Source organism: Streptomyces sp. NPDC006643 (assembly GCF_042870175.1).
Taxonomy (GTDB): Bacteria; Actinomycetota; Actinomycetes; order Streptomycetales; family Streptomycetaceae; genus Streptomyces.
In genome coordinates this window covers 80,371-98,349 of sequence record NZ_JBIAHA010000021.1, presented here as the reverse complement: position 1 = coordinate 98,349, position 17,979 = coordinate 80,371, and the positions used below count along the sequence as shown (strand labels likewise).

The 17,979-nt window shown below is 70.7% G+C and carries 12 protein-coding genes; 10 read left to right on the top strand and 2 right to left on the bottom strand.

Going from position 1 to position 17,979, the window contains the following annotated elements; genetic code table 11:
• Positions 1–46: 46 nt before the first annotated feature.
• The 4 genes from ACFYNU_RS27120 to ACFYNU_RS27105 all read left to right on the top strand — a co-directional run bounded on the left by ACFYNU_RS27120 (position 47) and on the right by ACFYNU_RS27105 (position 7,401).
• The gene (locus ACFYNU_RS27120) at positions 47–2,566 is read left to right on the top strand and encodes a PQQ-dependent sugar dehydrogenase (RefSeq protein ID WP_356594057.1); all 2,520 of its coding nucleotides are present in this window, start codon (positions 47–49) and stop codon (positions 2,564–2,566) included.
• On the top strand, positions 2,563–5,346 hold the full coding sequence (locus ACFYNU_RS27115; protein WP_356594055.1) for a glycoside hydrolase family 95-like protein: 2,784 nt from the start codon (positions 2,563–2,565) through the stop codon (positions 5,344–5,346). Before ACFYNU_RS27120 ends, ACFYNU_RS27115 begins: the two co-directional genes overlap by 4 nt.
• A gap of 235 nt (positions 5,347–5,581) precedes the next feature.
• Entirely contained in the window at positions 5,582–6,172 is a 591-nt protein-coding gene (locus tag ACFYNU_RS27110; protein ID WP_356594053.1) for a SigE family RNA polymerase sigma factor, read from the top strand.
• A complete protein-coding gene (locus ACFYNU_RS27105; RefSeq protein WP_356594051.1) occupies positions 6,169–7,401 on the top strand; it encodes a hypothetical protein in 1,233 nt (410 codons plus the stop codon). Before ACFYNU_RS27110 ends, ACFYNU_RS27105 begins: the two co-directional genes overlap by 4 nt.
• On the opposite strand, the gene ACFYNU_RS27100 is transcribed toward ACFYNU_RS27105, so the two are convergent.
• Complete coding sequence (locus ACFYNU_RS27100) at positions 7,363–8,712, bottom strand: hypothetical protein (protein ID WP_356594049.1); 1,350 nt, start codon at positions 8,710–8,712, stop codon at positions 7,363–7,365. The two genes, ACFYNU_RS27105 and ACFYNU_RS27100, sit on opposite strands and share 39 nt — an antisense overlap.
• Before the next feature lie 100 nt (positions 8,713–8,812).
• Here ACFYNU_RS27100 and ACFYNU_RS27095 point away from each other — a divergent pair, with 100 nt between their 5' ends.
• The 6 genes from ACFYNU_RS27095 (at position 8,813) to ACFYNU_RS27070 (ending at position 15,472) form a co-directional block, all read left to right on the top strand.
• On the top strand, positions 8,813–10,078 hold the full coding sequence (locus ACFYNU_RS27095) for a sialidase family protein (protein ID WP_356594047.1): 1,266 nt from the start codon (positions 8,813–8,815) through the stop codon (positions 10,076–10,078).
• Positions 10,079–10,299: 221 nt separating this feature from the next.
• On the top strand, positions 10,300–11,073 hold the full coding sequence (locus tag ACFYNU_RS27090; RefSeq protein WP_356597268.1) for an AraC family transcriptional regulator: 774 nt from the start codon (positions 10,300–10,302) through the stop codon (positions 11,071–11,073).
• 175 nt (positions 11,074–11,248) lie between these two features.
• The gene (locus ACFYNU_RS27085; RefSeq protein WP_356597270.1) at positions 11,249–12,313 is read left to right on the top strand and encodes an iron-siderophore ABC transporter substrate-binding protein; all 1,065 of its coding nucleotides are present in this window, start codon (positions 11,249–11,251) and stop codon (positions 12,311–12,313) included.
• Positions 12,314–12,546: 233 nt separating this feature from the next.
• Positions 12,547–13,554 (top strand): iron ABC transporter permease, encoded by a 1,008-nt coding sequence (locus ACFYNU_RS27080; RefSeq protein WP_356597278.1) that lies wholly within the window; start codon positions 12,547–12,549, stop codon positions 13,552–13,554.
• A gap of 107 nt (positions 13,555–13,661) precedes the next feature.
• Positions 13,662–14,672, top strand: coding sequence for an iron chelate uptake ABC transporter family permease subunit (locus ACFYNU_RS27075; protein WP_356597280.1), 1,011 nt, complete (start codon positions 13,662–13,664; stop codon positions 14,670–14,672).
• Complete coding sequence (locus ACFYNU_RS27070; protein WP_356597272.1) at positions 14,669–15,472, top strand: ABC transporter ATP-binding protein; 804 nt, start codon at positions 14,669–14,671, stop codon at positions 15,470–15,472. The genes ACFYNU_RS27075 and ACFYNU_RS27070 overlap by 4 nt, the downstream gene beginning before the upstream one ends.
• 30 nt (positions 15,473–15,502) lie before the next feature.
• On the opposite strand, the gene ACFYNU_RS27065 is transcribed toward ACFYNU_RS27070, so the two are convergent.
• On the bottom strand, positions 15,503–17,746 hold the full coding sequence (locus ACFYNU_RS27065; protein ID WP_388767455.1) for a SpoIIE family protein phosphatase: 2,244 nt from the start codon (positions 17,744–17,746) through the stop codon (positions 15,503–15,505).
• Between the last annotated feature and the right edge of the window lie 233 nt (positions 17,747–17,979).

Genomic DNA, 17,979 nt, shown 5'->3' with positions numbered 1-17,979 from the left:
GCCGTCGGGGCGCCCCCACACCCGCGATCGGCCCCCTGGAGGTTCCGTGTTGTCGCGCGCCGTCGCCTGTCTCACCGCACTGTTAACCCTGTCCGCCCTCCTGCTCGCGCCCGGCGCCGTCGCCGCCGGTCCGCCCGACCGGCAGACCGCGGCCCCGAAGGCCGCCGCCCCGCCACCCACCAGCGGCTTCGAGAAGGTCAAGCTCGACGGCGGTCTGAGCATGGGCGAGCCGATCGAGCTGGCCGTACTGCCCGACGGCAAGGTCCTCTACATCAACCGCGGCACCAGCGCCGCCGGTGGTCAGGTCCGTCTCTACAACCCGGCCACCAAGTCCACGACGGTCGCGCTGACCATCCCGCTGGACGCCCGCTTTGAGGACGGGCTGATCGGCATCACCCTGCATCCCAAGTTCGCCACCACCGGCTGGGTGATGCTCTTCTACTCGCCCAAGAGCACCCCGCTGGTGAACCGGATCTCCCGGTTCACCTTCAGCCAGAGCACCAACACCATCGCCCCGTCCAGCGAGGACATGATCATCGAGTGGCCGACCGAGCGTGAGATGTGCTGCCACTCGGCCGGTTCCATGTCCTGGGACACGGCGGGCAACCTCTACTTCGCGGTCGGCGACAACACCAACTCCGGCGGCGACGCGCAGGGCATGGCCCCGATCGACGAACGCCCGTCCCGGCACGCGCAGTTCGACGCCCAGCGCACCTCGGGCAACGCGAACGATCTGCGCGGCAAGATCAACCGTATCCACCCGGAGGACAACGGCACGTACACCGTCCCGGACGGCAATCTCTTCGCCAAGGGCACCGCGGGCACCCGCCCCGAGGTCTATGTGATGGGCGTGCGCAACCCGTACCGCGTCTGGGTCGACAAGAAGGCCAACAACACCCTGTACTGGGGCGAGGTCGGCCCGGACGCCGGCGCCACCATCCCGGCGCGGGGACCCGCCGCGTACGACGAGTTCAACCGCGCCAGCGGCCCGGGCAACTACGGCTGGCCGTACTGCGGCGGCCCCAACACCGCTTACAACGACTGGGACTTCGCCGCCAACCAGCCGCGCGGCTGGTTCCCCTGCGGCGGGAGCACCGGCCCCGTCAACAACTCCCCGCGCAACACGGGCATCCAGCAACTGCCGCCCACCAAGCCGTCGTTGGTGTGGGAGCAGCACGGCGGCAGCAAGGAGTGGCCGCAGCTGGACACCCCCGGCGGCTGCGGTTCGCCCAACCACACCGAGGTCTACCACTACGACGCCAATCTCAACTCCGACGTCAAGTGGCCCCAGTACTACGACAACAAGCTGCTGATCTCCGAGTACTGCCGCAACTGGATCAAGGAAGTGCAGTTCAACAACGGCAACGCCGCCACCGGTACGCCGACGGAGATCGAACCCGTCCTGGACGGCATGAAGTTCGTCCACCCGATCGACCTGGAGTTCGGTCCCGACGGCTCGCTCTATCTCCTCGAATACGGCAGCGGCTACTTCTCCGGCGCCGAGGACGCGGGACTCTACAAGATCAACTATGTGCAGGGCGGCCGGTCGCCCGTCGCCAAGGCGTCGGTGAACAAGGACAACGGACTCGCGCCGCTGGCCGTCACCTTCTCCAGCGCCGGCAGCAGCGACCCGGACAACAACCCGCTCAGCTACGCCTGGGACTTCACCGACAACGGCAGCACCGACTCCACCGCCGCCAACCCGTCCTTCACCTATCCCGCCAACGGCAGCTTCCAGGCCAGACTCACGGTCAGCGACGGCACCGGACGCACCGGCACCGCCACGATCCCGGTCGTCGTCGGCAACAACCGCCCCACGCTGACGATCTCGCAGCCACCGGCGGGCGGCGCCTTCGAGTGGAACGAGAACGTCACCGTCACCGCGTCGGCGACCGACCCCCAGGACGGCCCGATCGACTGCTCGAAGGTGATCGTGCGGATCGCCCTGGGCCACCAGGAACACGCGCACGAGGTCGCCGAAGGCACCGGCTGTTCCACGACCTTCAACACCGGACCGATCCACTCCGGTCTCGACGCCACCCAGTTCTACGTGGTGCGGGCCAGCTACACCGACAAGGGCGCGCCCGGCACCGTACCGCTGACGGGCGAGAGGGAACTCAGCCTCTGGCCCAAGAAGTGGCAGGCCGAGCACTACGCGCAGCTGTCCGGCCCCCAGATCATCACCGCCGCCGGGGCGGAGGGCGGCAAACGCCTGGGCGACGTGCAGAACAACGAATGGGTCAAGTACCACCCGGTGAGCCTCAAGGGCGTCACCGGCATCAAGGCGCGCGTCTCCTCCGACAAGGCGGGGAACGTGGCGACCTTCCGCTACGACTCCGTCACCGGCCCGGTGGTCGCACGGGTGACCGTGCCCAACACCGGTGGCTGGGAGACGTACACCGAGGTCAGCGTGCCCGTCACGAACGCCGTGGAGCAGCCGCGCGATCTCTTCGTGGTCTTCACCGGCGGCTCCGGCGCCATTCTCGACCTCGACAGCTACACCTTCACCGGGCCCGGCATCAGCCGCCCCGCCACCGTGACCGGCCGTGGGAGTGATGCGCAGTGACCACCGCGAGATCGTCAGCAAGAAGGACCACCGGTACGAGGACACGTACCGCGCGCCTCCTCGGCGCGTTCCTCGTCCTCGTCTGCATGGTGACCGGCCTGTCGGGCGTCTCCGGCGTGTCACCGGCCGTGGCCTCGCCCACCGACCACGCCTTCAACTCCTCGACCGGCGCGCTGAACGTGGACTACGCGAAGTATCTGTCCAAGCACGACATCGTCTACAACCGCCCCACCACCGAGCCCAAGCACGGCCTCACGGTCGGCAACGGCCGCACCGGCGCCATGGCCTGGCAGAGCAACGGCCTCACCATGCAGGTGTCCGGCGTGGACACCTCGCAGCAGACCGCCTTCGGCGCCGGGCTGCTCAACCTCTCCACCACCCCGGCGATGGACAGCGGCTACTCCACCTTCCAGCAGCGGCTCAACCTCTACGACGGCACCCTCACCACCAAGTACGACAACAACCGCACCGTCACGGTGATGGGCAAGCCCAACTCCGAGGTCATGGGCATCCATGTGGAGGACACCCGCTCCGGGGTCTCCGCGGTCAATCTGGATCTGAGCCTGTGGGACGTCGCGGGGCTCGGCAACAGCGGTGACGTGCCGAACATCGAGACCTGGCGGACGGTGTCCACGTACGCCGACTCCACCGGCGCCGGACTCAGCCGGGGCCAGTCGGACCCGCAGAACTTCGGCTACACCCTCGGCGCGACCGTCGAGGGCGCCGCGTACACCACACGTGTCGTCGACGGGCGCAAGGTGCGGCTGTCGATCACCCCGGACTCCAGCTACACCATCTGGTTCACCGCGAGCACCCGGCTCAACGCGCCGAGCCACAACTCGGTCGCCGAGGCCAAGCGCGCGCTCGCCGAGGTCAAGTCCGCCGGATACCAGAGCACCAACACCGCGTACCTCAACTGGTGGCACGCGTTCTGGCAGAAGTCGTTCGTCCAGTACTCCAACGGGTCGCGCGAAGCGGACTACATGGAGAACGTCTACTACCTCTCCACCTACATGATCGCGGCGGCCGGATACGGCAACTATCCCGCCCACTTCATCAACGGGGTGTTCCGCGCCACCGGGGACGCCACGAAATGGAGCAACGCGTACTGGTACTGGAACCAGCGCGACATCTACAACTCGTTCCTGGCCTCCAACCACACCGATCTCATGGCCGGGTTCAACAGGCTCTACAGCCGTAACTTCGACGCCCTGAAGGCCTACACCAGGACCCGCTACAACGTGGACGGCATCTGGGTGCCGGAGACGATGGGCTGGGACGGCAACGCGCGCGGCACGGTCAACAGCGACTACACCAACCAGATCTGGTCGACCGGCACCGAGGCCGCGTACAACATGTATCTCCAGTACACGTACACGAACGACACCAACTACCTGCGGAACACGGCCTATCCGTTCATGCGCGAGGTCGCCAAGTTCTACCAGCAGAAACTGTCGTTCAACAGCTCGACCGGCAAGTACTACGTGGCCACCTCGCATGCCCACGAGACGTACTGGAACGTGCCGAACGCGATCACCGACCTGGCCGCCGTACGCACCCTGTTCCCGCTCGCCATCAAGGCGAGCAACCAACTGGGCCTGGACGCCTCGCTGCGCCCGCAGTGGCAGAACATCCTGGACAACCTGATCGCGTATCCGTCCGACACGAACGCGAACACCTATCTGCCGCACACCCCGCCGATCGCGCAGACCCGGAACAACGAGAATGTCGCGGCCGAACTCATCTGGCCGTACGACCTCACCGGCATCGGCTATCCGGACCAGCAGAAAGCGATCAACACCTGGAACGTCAGGCCTTTCCCGTACGGAAATGTCTGGGCCAACGACGCGATCCAGGCCGCCCGCCTCGGCCTCGGCAATCAGACGCTCCAGGGTCTGAAGACCATGCTTCAGAAATACCAGAACTATCCGAACGGCATGACCAGCAACACCAACGGCGTCTTCGAATACCTCGGCGTACATCTGGCCGCGACGAACGAGTCGCTGCTCCAGTCGTACAACGACAAGATCCGGGTCTTTCCCGCCGTCCCGAGCGATTCCACCTTTGTCGGCAAATTCAGCCTGCTGGCCAAGGGCGGATTCATGGTCAGCTCGGAGCGGGAGGCCGGTGAGGTCAAGTACGTCGGAATCAAGAGCCAGTTCGGCAACGCCGCCCGCGTCGTCAATCCCTGGGGCACCCAGGAGGTCAGGGTCCGCCGGACCTCCGACAACGCGATCGTGACCACGTCCGGCAGCGCCGAGATCACCTTCAACACCGGGGCGAACGAGGTGTACGTCGTCGAGCGGACCGCCAAGCCGCTCAGCTCCTACACCCAGACGCAGCTCACCGGCACGGCGAACCAGGGCATGAAGTCCCTGGCCGGCACCAGCTCCACCCTGGGGTCGAACGCGACGGCCGACCCGATGGTCAACAACACGGCGCTGACGTACGACAGCAACTGGCACCTCACCAACAGCCGCGGCTACGGCGACTTCAACGACGACACGCACCACAGCAACACGGTGGACGCGGTCGCGTCGTACACGTTCAACGGCACCGGGATCCAGTATCTGTCCGAACGCAACGGCGACATGGGGACCGTCGACGTCTATCTGGACAACGTCTTCCAGGCGACGGTGAATCTGAAGGCCGACGGCGCGAGACAGGTCCAGCAGGTCGTCTGGCAGAAACAGGGGCTCACGCGCGGTTCGCACACGATCAGGATCGTGAACCGCAGCACGTCGGTGGGGATGGTGGACGCGCTGCGCGTCACCCCCTGACCGACAGCCCGGCAGGCCGCCCATGACCGTGGCCCCGCGCGGAGGACGCCGCGCGGGGCCACACCCATGACGGGAGGAACGGGGCCACGCCCATGACGGACGATGTTCAACGTCGGGAAGATCTTCGGCGGATTCCCGGCACCCGGCATAGTGAGGGCCTCTCCCCCGCGTCAGCACGGGTAGACAGGGCCAGGCCGGCCCGCGCCGCGCCGCCCGCCGGGAGAAGAAGGTGCCGATGGATGCCACAAGCCAGGAGAGTTTCCTGGATTTCGTGACCAACAGATCGACCGCGCTGCTGAGAACCGCCGTCCTGCTCAGCGGGGGCGACCGCCACGCGGGCGAGGACCTGTTGCAGAACGCGCTCATGAAGGCCGCCGGCCGCTGGCACCGGATCGACGAACCCGAGGCGTACGTACGGCAGATCCTCTACCGGCAACAGGTCAGCCGCTGGCGCCTCAAGGGCCCGCGCAAGGAACTCACCGTCGCCGAACCGCCCGAGACCGGCGCCGACTCCCGGGCCACCTCGGCGGCCGACGGCACCGGCGCCGCGGAGCTGCGCCTGGTGATGCGCGACGCGCTGTCCCGGCTCACCGCGCGGCAGCGCGCCGTACTCGTCCTGCGCTACTTCGAGGATCTGCCCGAGGCCGACGTCGCCCGCCTCCTCGGCTGCTCCGTCGGCACGGTCCGCTCCACCACCCACCGCTCACTCGCCCGTCTGCGGGTCCTCGCGCCCGAACTCGACCTGCTCGACCCGCCGGACGACGAGCGGCAGGGGCAACAGCAGCCACCGTCCCGTGACTTCGCCCCCGTGGAGGTACGACCGTGAACGTCGAGGAACTCCTGCGCGCCACACTGCGCGAGCAGGCCGCCGACACCGAGTCCGCCTCCAGCGACCTCGCCGGGAAGGTCCTGACCGCGCGCCGCCGCCGCAGAACACGCCACCTCGCCGGGGCCGCCGTCACGACCGTCCTGGTGGTCGCCGCCGCGGTCGGCGTGCCCGCCGCACTCGACAGGGACGGCTCGGCGGTACGGCTGGCGAGCGAGGCCTCGCGCGGCCGGACCCTCACCCATGTCGACCAGTCGCCGCCGCGCGACCTGATCGCGGTCGGGGACCAGGCACTCGCCGCGTACTCCACCACCCGCAAGGCCGAGCAGCCCAACCGCGACGAGATCGCGACCCGCACCTACTCCGTGCTGGACCAGAGGACCGGCAGATACGAGGTGGACGCGCGCTGGGCGTATCTGACCGTCGCGCCCGGCATGCGCACGGCGGCCGTCCTGGAACGCCAACTGCCCGCCGCGCGGATCGGGATCCTGGACCTGCTCACCAAGAAGGTGACGCGCTGGATCCCGATGGAGGGACTGGGCGGGGGCGTGGGCGCCGTCGAGTTCTCGCCCGACGGGAAGAGGCTGATCGCCACGACGTACGACAAGAACCCGGACCGTACCTACTGGTCGGAGAGGGTCCAGGTCAACGACACCGAGGAGCCCCAGGCCGTCGCCTGCCGCACCGGCTTCGCGATCGTCGACGTCGGGACGGGGGAGTCGGACTGGCACGCGCTGCCCGCGTTCACGGATCCGGAGTACGGCAGGGGCTTCGGCTCCGGCGAGAAGCTGCGGTTCAACGACGACGGCACGCTGGTCTACGAGTTCATCAACATGGCGCCCGGCCGGATCTTCCGCGATCTGCGTGGCAAGGAGGTCACGGCGCCGCCGAAGGAGAAGCATGTCGACCTGATGATGGCCCCGGCGGGCCTCTCCCCGAACGGCGAACTCGTCGCGGGCCCCTTCGCGGGCGGAGCGCGTACGACGGCGACGCAGGTCCTCGACCCTCTGACCGGCGAGCGGGTGGCCAAACTCAAGGGCCAGGAACTGCTCGTCTGGGCGGACGACGAGCGGCTGATCGCGTGGGACATCGCGGCGGGCGGCAACGAGTTCGAGAACCGGCTGGTGCTGATCACGATCGGCAGCGACAAGGTGGTCTCGCTGAGCGGAGCCCGTACGCCCAAGGACTACTCACCGGGCCGCTGGGAACCGGTCTTCGCCGAGCGCTGACGCGGCGGGGGCCGCCGGGCCCGGCCCCTGTCCCTGTCCCCGCCCCTGTCCTCGTCGCCGGCGCCGGAGCAGCGCCGGCAGCCACGGCGCGGCACCGACGAGGAACAGCAGGGACAGGAGGGGCAGACGCCACCAGGCGGAGAGGTGTGCGGGCGGCGGGTCCCGAGGCTCGGCGACCCACGGCCGTGCCGTCTTCGACCACGCCACGAACGCGTCGCCGATCGGGACGAGACCGAAGGCGTACCGCTTGGTCCACGGGGTGCTGACCGGTACGCCGAGCAACTCCCCGTAGGCCGCGATCCCTTCGGCCAGCGAGGCGTCGCCCTGGACCTGCGCCGCGCCGAGTGTGACGACCGTCGCCGACAGACTGACGCCGAGGGGGAGCGGCCCGGAGTCGACGTCGGCGGGGCCGTCCATCCCCTCGGGGTACTCGCGGGTCGTGGGCCCGAGACCGAGCGGGGTGACGACGTAGCGGTCACGGAAGACCGTGTACTGCGCACGGGCGAAAACCGGGTCGATGTCGACCAGGAATCGCTGGATGATGCTCTGCGAGGTACCCCTGGCCACCTCGACCGGTTCGCCGGTGTCGGGGGTGACGCGGTGCGGCAGCAGTCCCGTACGGGGGTCGAGACGCTGCCGCACCCCGTCGAGCCACCGCTCCACGGTGCCGCCGAACCGGGCGGGCAGCAGCGTGTCGTGCAGCCGCAGCGAGGCCACGGCGACGGTCGAGTCGACGGGCCACGCCTGACCCGGATAGGCCGTCAGATACGGCGAGTCGGCGGCGTCGAACGCCGCGCCGAGGGCGGCGGAGTCCGCGGCGAACCGGCGCACCTGCGCGTCGTCGCGCTCGTCCGCCGGGCTCAGCATCAGGGTGCCGCCGCGCAGCCAGTTGGTCCAGCCGCGGTAGAAGACCCCGTACGACGGCGTCAGTTCGGCACTGAACGCGGCCCGCCCGGCATCGGTGTCCAGCCGCCCCAGCGCCCACCGCGCCTCCCGCAGCGCCTCGGCCCGCGCCGCGCCCTCGGGCTCCCGCATCCCCCACTCGACCCAGCTCAGCCCGTACAGGGCGTGCAGGAAGAAGTACCCCTCGGGGAACTGCTGTTGGGCCTCGTCCCCGGCGCCGTCGTCCAACGCCTCGCGTATGAAGGCCAGTTGACCACGCACCCCGACGGGCTCACCGCCGGTCCCGCCGGTGGCGGGCACCACCAGCCGTACGGCTCCGACGAGCGCACAGCAACTGACGAGCACGGCGACCACCATGCGGGCCCGTCGCAGCACGTGACGGGCGGTGGTCGACGCTTGCTTCGGCATCCGCCGATCCTAGGCCCGAGCCGCGGCGACGTGTGCTGTTCACCTGGCGGACCTGTGGCGTTCTCGGCGGTGAAGGGCCCGGCGGGTTGGGATGGGAGTGATGAGACGTCGTGTGGTGGGCTGGGCCGGGCGGTTGGCCGTCGTGGGGCTCGGCATGCTGATGGTGGGGTGTCAGATGGAGTCAGGAACGGGACCGGGACCGGCGTCCGGCGCGGGCGCGAAGGCGGGGGCGGCGGGGGAGTGCGGCGCCGTCGATGTGTTCGTGTCCGGGCAGGACGGCTACGACACCTTCCGGATCCCGGCCGTCGTGGCGGTGAAGGAGCCGGGCACCGGGCGGGCGGTACTGGTCGCGTTCGCCGAGGGGCGGCGGCTCGGGAAGGCGGATCACGGGGATGTGGACGTGGTACGGCGGCGGTCGTACGACGGCGGGTGCACCTGGTCCGAGCTACGGCCGGTCGCCGACGCCGGGCCGGACACCCTCGGCAACCCCGCGCCCGTGGCCGTCGGGGACGACGGCCGGCTGGTGCTGCTGACGTCGCGCAACGGCGGCGATGCCACGGAGTCCGCGATCATGACGGGGCGGGTCGCCGAGCGGGACGGGCGACGGGTGTTCGTCCAGTCCAGCACCGACGCGGGGACCACCTGGTCCGCGCCGCGTGAGATCACCGCGCAGGTCAAACGGACCGACTGGCGTTGGTACGCCACCGGCCCCGGCCACGGCGTCGAGCTGACCGCCGGCCCGCACACGGGGCGCCTCGTCGTCGGCGCGAACCACTCCGTGGCCCCGGCGGACGGCAGCACGGACACCGGGGCGGAGCCCCGCCACTACGCCGGACACTCCCTGCTCAGCGACGACGGCGGCGAGACCTGGCGGATCGGCTACGTCGATCCGGCGGGTGACGGCACGCACCATGTCAACGAGACAGCCGTCGCCCAACTCCCCGACGGGACCGTCTACTTCAACGCCCGCGACCAGAAGGGCAGCGCCCCGGGCAACCGGGTGCACGCCTGGAGCCGGGACGGCGGCGCGACGCTCGCCGCCCCCTTCGACGCGGTCGCCTCGATCACCGCGCCGGCCGTGCAGGGCAGCCTCCTCCAGACCGTCGGCGCCGGGGCCGGCGCCCCGTTGCTGATGGCCGCGCCCGCCGACCCCGGCGACCGGGCGTCGATGACCGTCCGCGCGAGTGCGGACGGCGGCGCTACATGGTCGGCCGGCCACCGGCTCTCCGACGCCAAGGCCGCCTACTCCGACCTCGTACAACTGGACGGCGAGCACGTCGGGATCCTCTACGAGACGGGGCGGGCCACCGCATACGAGACCATCCGCTTCACCCCGCTCCCGCTCACCTCGCTGACGACCCGCTGAGAGCCCCGGCGGCCCGCTGAGACCCCGGGCCCGCAGCGGCCCGCCGCTGGGGGTCCCTCAGGGGGCCCTTAGGGTGACGGAATGCGACGTCACAGCCCCTCCGCCGGCTTCCGCGCGGACCCGCCGCGCACGGACCGGCCGCGCACGGACCGGCCGCGCACGGACCGGCCGCGCACGGACCGGCCGCGCACGGACCGGCCGCGCACGGACCGGCCCCGCGCATGACCAGGGAGACCAGGTCGCTGCCGGCGCTCGCGCCCGGCGGGGTGGACACGCCGTTCGTCATCGCGGGCTACGACGAGGTCGTCACCCACGACACCGTCTGGGACGAGCACTCCCACCCCTTCCACGAACTGCTCTGGAACGAACGCGGCGCGTCCTCGGCGGTGGTCGGCGCACGGGTGTGGACCGTCACCCCGGCGCTGGGCCTGTGGATGCCGGCGGGGACACTGCACTCCGGTTCGGCGGTCGCCGGCACCTGGTTCCGGGCGAGCTTCTTCGGCTTCCGCACCACCTCCTCGATCTCCCCGACGCCGGTCGCCGTCGAGATCACCCCGCTGCTGCGGCTGTTGCTGGAACGGCTCGGTGACCCCGGCCTCGCCGCCGCCTCCCGCGCCGCGACCGAGGTGCTGGTGCTCGACGTACTGGCGCCGTCGCCGCGCGAGTTGCTCGTGCACGTACCCACCTCCGACCTGCTGCGTCCGATAGCCGACGCGGTACGCGACGATCCGGGCGATCCCCGCACGCTGACGGACTGGGCCGCGGCGCTCCGCGTCAGCCCCCGCACGATCACCCGCGCGTTCAACAGCGAGACGGGGACGAGTTTCGCGCGCTGGGTGGCGGCCGTACGGGCGCAGCACGCGGTCGCGCTGCTCACCCGGGGATGGGACGTCGAGGACGTGGCGGAGCGGGTCGGCTACCGGTCGGCGAGCGCGTTCGGGGTGGCCTTCCGGCGTACGACCGGGCTGACGCCGGGCACCTTCCGTACGCGTTGAGCCCCGCGTCTCCTGTCCCGATCGCTACAACCCCTGTCTGAAAGGGTCGATTGCGACACAGTGGTCCCTTCTCATAAGGTGCGAAGGTAAGCCTTACCTAACCGGGGATCCGGCTCGTTCGCGCGGTCCTGCGACGACCGCACCCCCCGACCTTCCGAAAGCTGAGTACGGACCCATGCCTGCACACCGTCTTCGTCTGCTCATAGCGGCAACCGCCGCAGCCGCCCTGACCGGTCTCGCCGCCTGCGGCGGTCCGGCCGAGTCCGCGAGCGAGAGCGAGGGCACGGGCAACGGCAAGGGCGGAAAGGGGGATTCGAGCGCGTTCCCCCTGACGGTCGAGCACGCCCTCGGCAAGACCACCATCCCCGCCAAGCCCAAGCGCGTCGCCACGGTCAACTGGGCCAACGACGAAGTGCCGTTGGCGCTCGGAGTCGTACCGGTCGGCATGGCGAAGCCCAACTTCGGCGACGACAACGGCGACGGCGTCCTGCCCTGGACCGCCGAACGGCTCGACGAACTGAAGGCGGACACACCGGTCCTGTTCGACGAGACCGACGGCATCGACTTCGAAGCCGTGGCCGACACCGAGCCGGACGTCATCCTGGCCGCGTACTCGGGACTGACCCGCCAGGACTACGAAACGCTCAGCGAGATCGCGCCCGTGGTGGCGTACCCGGACGCCCCGTGGGCGACCCCGTGGCGCGAGATCATCCGGACGAACAGCGAGGCGATCGGACTCGCCGACGAGGGCGAGAAGCTGATCACCGACCTTGAGGGGGACATCTCGCGGACCGTCGCCAAGTACCCGTCGCTCAAGGGCAAGTCGGCGATGTTCATGACCCACGTCGACCCCAACGACGTCAGCGAGATCGGCTTCTACACGGCGCACGACACCCGCACCCTGTTCTTCGAGGACCTCGGGCTGAAGATCCCGGGCAGCGTCGCGAAGGCGTCCGAGGGCACGAAGAAGTTCGCTCTGACGAAGAGCGCGGAACAGATCGACGTGTTCGACGACGTCGACATCATCACCGGTTACGGGGACGAGTCGGGCGAACTCCTCACGTCGCTCGGCAAGGACCCGCTGCTTTCGAAGATCCCCGCCATCGACCGCGGCTCGGCGTATCTGCTGCCCGGAGACAAGCCCCTGGCGACCGCCGCCAACCCGACGCCCCTGTCGATCTCCTGGGTGCTGGACGACTACGTCGCGGCGCTCGCCAAGGCCGCGGACAAGGTCAAGTGACAACGGTCGGCCCCGGGGGCCGGTCGGCCCCGGCCGACGGCGGTGGTTCTCCGGGCGACGGCGGTATCTCCCCGGCTGCCGCCGGTGCTTCTCCGGCCGGCACCGGCATTTCCCTCGGCGCCGCCGGTACTTCTCCGGGCGACGCCGGCAATTCCTCGGCCTGCACCGGCGTTTCCCCGGGCGGCACCGGCACTTCCCCCGGCGCCAAGGCCGCCGCTTCCCCCGGCGCCGTCGTGGTGTCGCCGCGACGCGCGGGGGTCCGGACGCTGTGGCTGCTCCTCGCCCTCCTGGCGCTGGCCGCGCTCATGGCCGCGTCCCTCGCCTTCGGCTCCCGCGCCGTCACCTGGTCCGACGTCCTCGCGGCGCTCGGGGGAGCGGACGGCACCCTGGAGCAGGCGGCGGCCACCAAACGGATCCCCCGTACCGTCCTCGCGGTCGTGGTCGGCGGCGCGCTCGGCCTGGCCGGGGCCGTCATGCAAGGGGTGACCCGTAACCCGCTCGGCGATCCCGGCATCCTCGGCGTCAACATGGGCGCCTCGCTCGCTGTCGTCTGCGCCGTCGCCTTCTTCGGGCTCACCTCACCGACCGGATACATCTGGGTCGCGACGGCGGGCGCCGCGGTCTCGGCCCTGTTCGTGTACGTCGTCGGGGCGCTCGGCCGGGGCGGCGCCACGCCCCTCAAACTCGCCCTCGCCGGCGCCGCCACGTCGGCGGCGTTCGCCTCACTCGTCACCGCGGTCGTCCTGCCGCGCAACGACATCGCCGGAAGCTTCCGGCTCTGGCAGATCGGCGGCGTCGGCGGCGCGTCCTTCGACCGTATCGGCCAGATCCTGCCCTTCCTCGTGGTGGGCTTCACTCTCTGCCTGCTGTCGGCGCGCGGGCTGAACTCGCTCGCACTCGGCGACGAGCTCGCGGCCGGGCTCGGCGAACGCGTCGCCGTCGTACGGTCCGTGGCCGCACTCGGCGCCGTCGTCCTGTGCGGCGCGTCCACCGCGGTCGCCGGGCCGATCGCGTTCGTCGGCCTCGTCGTACCGCACGCCTGCCGCCTGCTGACCGGCGTCGACCACCGCTGGCTGCTGCCGTTCTCGGTCGTGCTCGGCGCGTCGCTGCTCACGGCCGCCGATGTGGTCGGACGGGTCGTGGCGCGCCCCGCGGAGATCGACGTGGGCATCATCACGGCGCTCATCGGCGCCCCGTTCTTCATCTACATCGTCCGCCGCCAGAAAGTGCGTGCCTTGTGAGCACCAGCACCAGCACCAGCACCAGCACCAGCACCCAGACGGAAACCGGGGCCGAACCCGGAGCCGAAGCCGCGCCCGAGAGCGCCCCCGCGGCCACGGGCGCCGAGGTGGCCGCCGGCCGCGTCCGGCGCGCCTCCCGTCGCCGCCGGGTCGTCCTCGTACTCGCCGTACTGATCGTCGCGGCGTTCGCCGTCACCCTGATGGCGGGCAAGACGTTCTACCCGCCCCGCGACGTGATCCGGGTCGTCCTCGGCGAACAGGTGCCGGGCGCCTCCTTCACCGTCGGACGCCTCCGGCTGCCGCGCGCCGTTCTCGCCGTGGTGACCGGATTCAGCTTCGGTCTGGCCGGCGTCACCTTCCAGACGATGCTCCGCAACCCGCTCGCCAGCCCCGACATCATCGGCATCAGCTCCGGCGCGAGCGCCGCCGCCGCCATCGCGATCGTGACGCTGTCCCTCGGCGAGACGCAGGTGTCGGTCCTCGCCATCGCCGCCGGTCTCGGCGTGGCGATCCTCGTCTACAGCCTGGCGTTCCGGGGCGGCGTGGCCGGCTCACGGCTCATCCTGATCGGCATCGGGATCTCCGCGATGCTCGACAGCACCACGTCGTACGTCCTGTCCCAGGCCGCCGAGTGGGATCTCCAGGAGGCGACGCGCTGGCTGACGGGCAGTCTCAACGGGGCGACGTGGGACCAGACCGTACCGGCGCTCGTCGCCGTGGCCGTACTGACGCCGGTGCTGCTGGGGCGCTCCCGCGACCTCGCCGCGATGCAGCTCGGCGACGACACGGCCGCCGCTCTCGGCGTACGGGTCGAACGCACCCGTATCACGGTGATCGTGGCCGCGGTCGGGCTGATCGCCTTCGCCACGGCGGCGGCCGGGCCGATCGCGTTCGTGGCGTTCCTCTCCGGCCCCATCGCGGCGAGGATCGTCGGAGCCGGTACGTCCCTGCTGGTGCCCGCCGGACTGGTCGGCGCCCTGCTGGTCCTCGTCGCGGACTTCACCGGCCAGTTCGCCTTCGGCGCCCGCTACCCGGTCGGCGTCGTCACCGGCGTACTCGGCGCCCCCTACCTCGTCCACCTCATCATCCGCACCAATCGGGCGGGAGGCTCGTCATGACCACGACCCATTCACTCGCCGCCGAACACCTCACCCTCGGCTACGGCGACCGCACGGTCATCGACTCCCTCGATCTGGCCGTGCCGCCCGGCAGGATCACGGTGATCGTCGGCGCGAACGCCTGCGGCAAGTCGACGCTGCTGCGCTCGATGTCCCGGCTTCTCGCACCCCGCGCCGGACGCGTCGTCCTGGACGGCAAGGAGGTGCACCGTCTGCCCGCGAAGGAACTGGCCCGTACGCTCGGCCTGTTGCCGCAGTCTCCGGTGGCTCCCGAGGGCATCACGGTCGCGGATCTCGTCGGCCGGGGCCGCCATCCGCACCAGACCGCCTTCTCCCGCTGGAAGAAGACCGACGACGACGCCGTGGCCGCCGCCCTGGAGGCGACACGTACGACGTCCCTCGCCGACCGGTCCGTCGACGAACTCTCCGGCGGGCAGCGCCAGCGCGTATGGATCGCCATGGCGCTCGCCCAGCAGACCGATCTGCTCCTGCTCGACGAGCCCACCACCTTCCTCGACGCGAGCCACCAGATCGAGGTGCTCGACCTGCTGACCGATCTGAACGAGACCCGGGGCACCACCATCGTCATGGTCCTCCACGACCTCAACCTCGCGGCCCGCTACGCCGATCACCTCATCGCCCTCGCGTCGGGCCGCCTCCACGCGACCGGTGCCCCGTCCGACGTACTGACCCGGGAGACCGTCCGCACGGTGTTCGGCCTCGACAGCCGCGTCATCGAGGACCCGGTCTCCGGCCGCCCCTTGATGCTCCCGATCGGCCGCCACCACGTACGCGTATGAGCGCGCCCGGGAAGCCGTCGGCCCGGACGGTCACTCCTCCGGCCAGGACTGTTCGGCCCAGATGGTCTTGCCCGTCGAGGACTGGCGGGTGCCCCACTTCTCGGTGAGCCGCGAGACGATGAACAGCCCCCGGCCGCCTTCGTCGGTGACGCGGGCGTGCCGGAGGTTGGGGGTGGTGGCGCCGGAATCGCTGACCTCGATGGTGAGGGACCGGTCGAGGATGAGGCGCAGTGTGACGGGAGGGGTGCCGTAGCGGACGGCGTTGGTCACCAGTTCACTGACGAGGAGTTCGGCGGAGTCGAGAGCGTCGGCGGACGGGGGCCCGGGGCGATCGCTGAGCCACTGCCGGGTGAGCCGGCGGGCGTCGGACGCCGCCCGGTCCTCGGAGGGCAGGTCCCAGACCGAGGTGCGGTCGGTCGGCAGGGCGCGGGTGCGGGCGATCAGCGCGGTGCCCCGGTGGCGAGGATCGGCCGCCAGTCTGGTGAACATCCCGTCGGCCAGTTCCTGCGCGGTGCTGTAGACCGCCAGCAGCCGTTCGACGACCTCCGTGCTGAGCGCCGGGTCGAGTTCCTCGCCGGCCAGGATGAGCGTCGCGCCGTCGCCGACGCTCGACGTGGCCATGGCGAACGGCTCGCTGTCGGGGGCTCCCAGCCGGGGGCCGACCGGTGCGTCGATCCGTTCGACGCGCCCGTCCGGGCCGATCAGGCGCGGCGCGGGCTGTCCGGCGCAGGCGACGGTACAGGTGCGGGCGATCGGGTCGTACAGGGCGTAGACGCATCCGGCGGTCAGCAGCAGATCGCGGGAGCCGGCCACGCCCGTCCACTCCTGGGCCAACTGGGTGAGTGTGTCGCTGAGCCGGGCCAGCAGCTCGTCGGGCTGGAGTTCCAGCCCGGCCAGCGCGCGCAGTGCGGTGCGTACGTGTCCCATGGCGGCGAGGCCCGGCAAGCCCGCGCCGCTGACCTCGCCGACCACCAGTCCGCACCGTGCGCCGGACAGCGGGATGACATCGAACCAGGTGCCGGTGTCGGCGGTGGGGGACAGGGCGACGTAGGCGGTGTCGATTCCCAGCCGGGCGCCGGGCGGACTGGGCAGCAGCCTGCGGTGGACGGTGGAGGCGAGGGCCCGGTCGTGGGTGGCGCGGCGCGCGTTGTCCAGGCACAGCGCCGCGTGGGCGACGGCGGACTCCACGGCCCTCAGGTCGGGCAGGGTGTAGCGCTCGGACCCGGCACACCGGTACATCCTCACAAGCCCCAGCACCCGCCCCCGGACGGCGAGCGAGGCCACGATCATGCTGTGCGCGCCGGCCGCGCGCAGGCTCTTCTCCCGCGCCGGTACGTCCGACAGCCGGCCCTCCCGGCCGGACCTCAGCAGCACGGGCCGCGGTTCGAGCAGGGCTCTGACGAACGACGACTCACTGCGTACGGCCTCCAGTCCGCCCACTCCCAGATCGGGATCCGGCGCCCCCGTGCTGCGGAGCGCCGCGCGGCGCAGCAACAGCCGTTCGGTGTCGACGGGATGGAGCGGCGGGTAGTCGCCGCCGGCCACCTGGTCGATCAGGGAGACCACGACGAGATCCGCGAAACCCGGGCTCAGCGCGTCGGCGAGATCCTGACAGGTGTCCATCATCTGGAGCGAGCGCCCGACATGCTCGCGGACCCGGGAGACGGTCGCCGTCCGTTCGGCGTCGCGCTCCCGGCGGGTGACGTCGAGCAGCGTCATGGCCAGCCCGATCACCTCCCCGTCCGCCCGGCGCAGCCGGAACGCGGAGACGGAGTAGTACTGCCGGTACCCGCCGACGCTCAGCACCGTCACCAGCCGCGAGAAGACCGACGTCCCGGTCTCCAGGACGCTCCGGGCGGCGGCGAGGTCCCCCAAGGGGTCCTGTAGCCGGTAGACCTCGTCCAGAGGGCGCCCGAGAAGCTCCTCCGGCGTACTGCCGTGCATGCTCCCCGCCGCCGCGCTCACCCGGATCAACCGCAGCTCCCGGTCCAGGACGAGCAGCCCCAACTGCGACACCGAGAACAGGGCCCGTACGAGCGGCCCCTCCACATCCCCACACGTCCCGTCGGCGGGAAAGACCTCCCAGCCGCCACCCTCGGCATCGGACCGCAGCACCACCCGCAGGGCGGCATCGGCCCCGCGCACCGCCGCCGCGACATGGTTTCCCAGTACCGCATCCGCCGGACGATCGAACAGTTGTGCGGCAGTTTCGGTCCATGAGGTGACACGACCCGCGTCATCCGCGGTGAAGAGCGGTTCCAGCGCCTGTCCCATCGCGTCTACCGATCGTCTGCCGAGGAGCCCCCGCGACGGGGAGCCGACCCTCCCCATTGTGGCGTCCACCCGCCAAACCTTCTCGTCGACGACGCGGGCCGGCCGTACTTCAAGGCTCTCGAAGCCTTCGTCCCCCTCGCCACCGCGGACCCGGAACACGTGCGCGGTGCGACTCGACCCACCGGATGCGGTGCCGTTCGCGACGACACCAGGCGACGCCAAGGTGAGGGCGA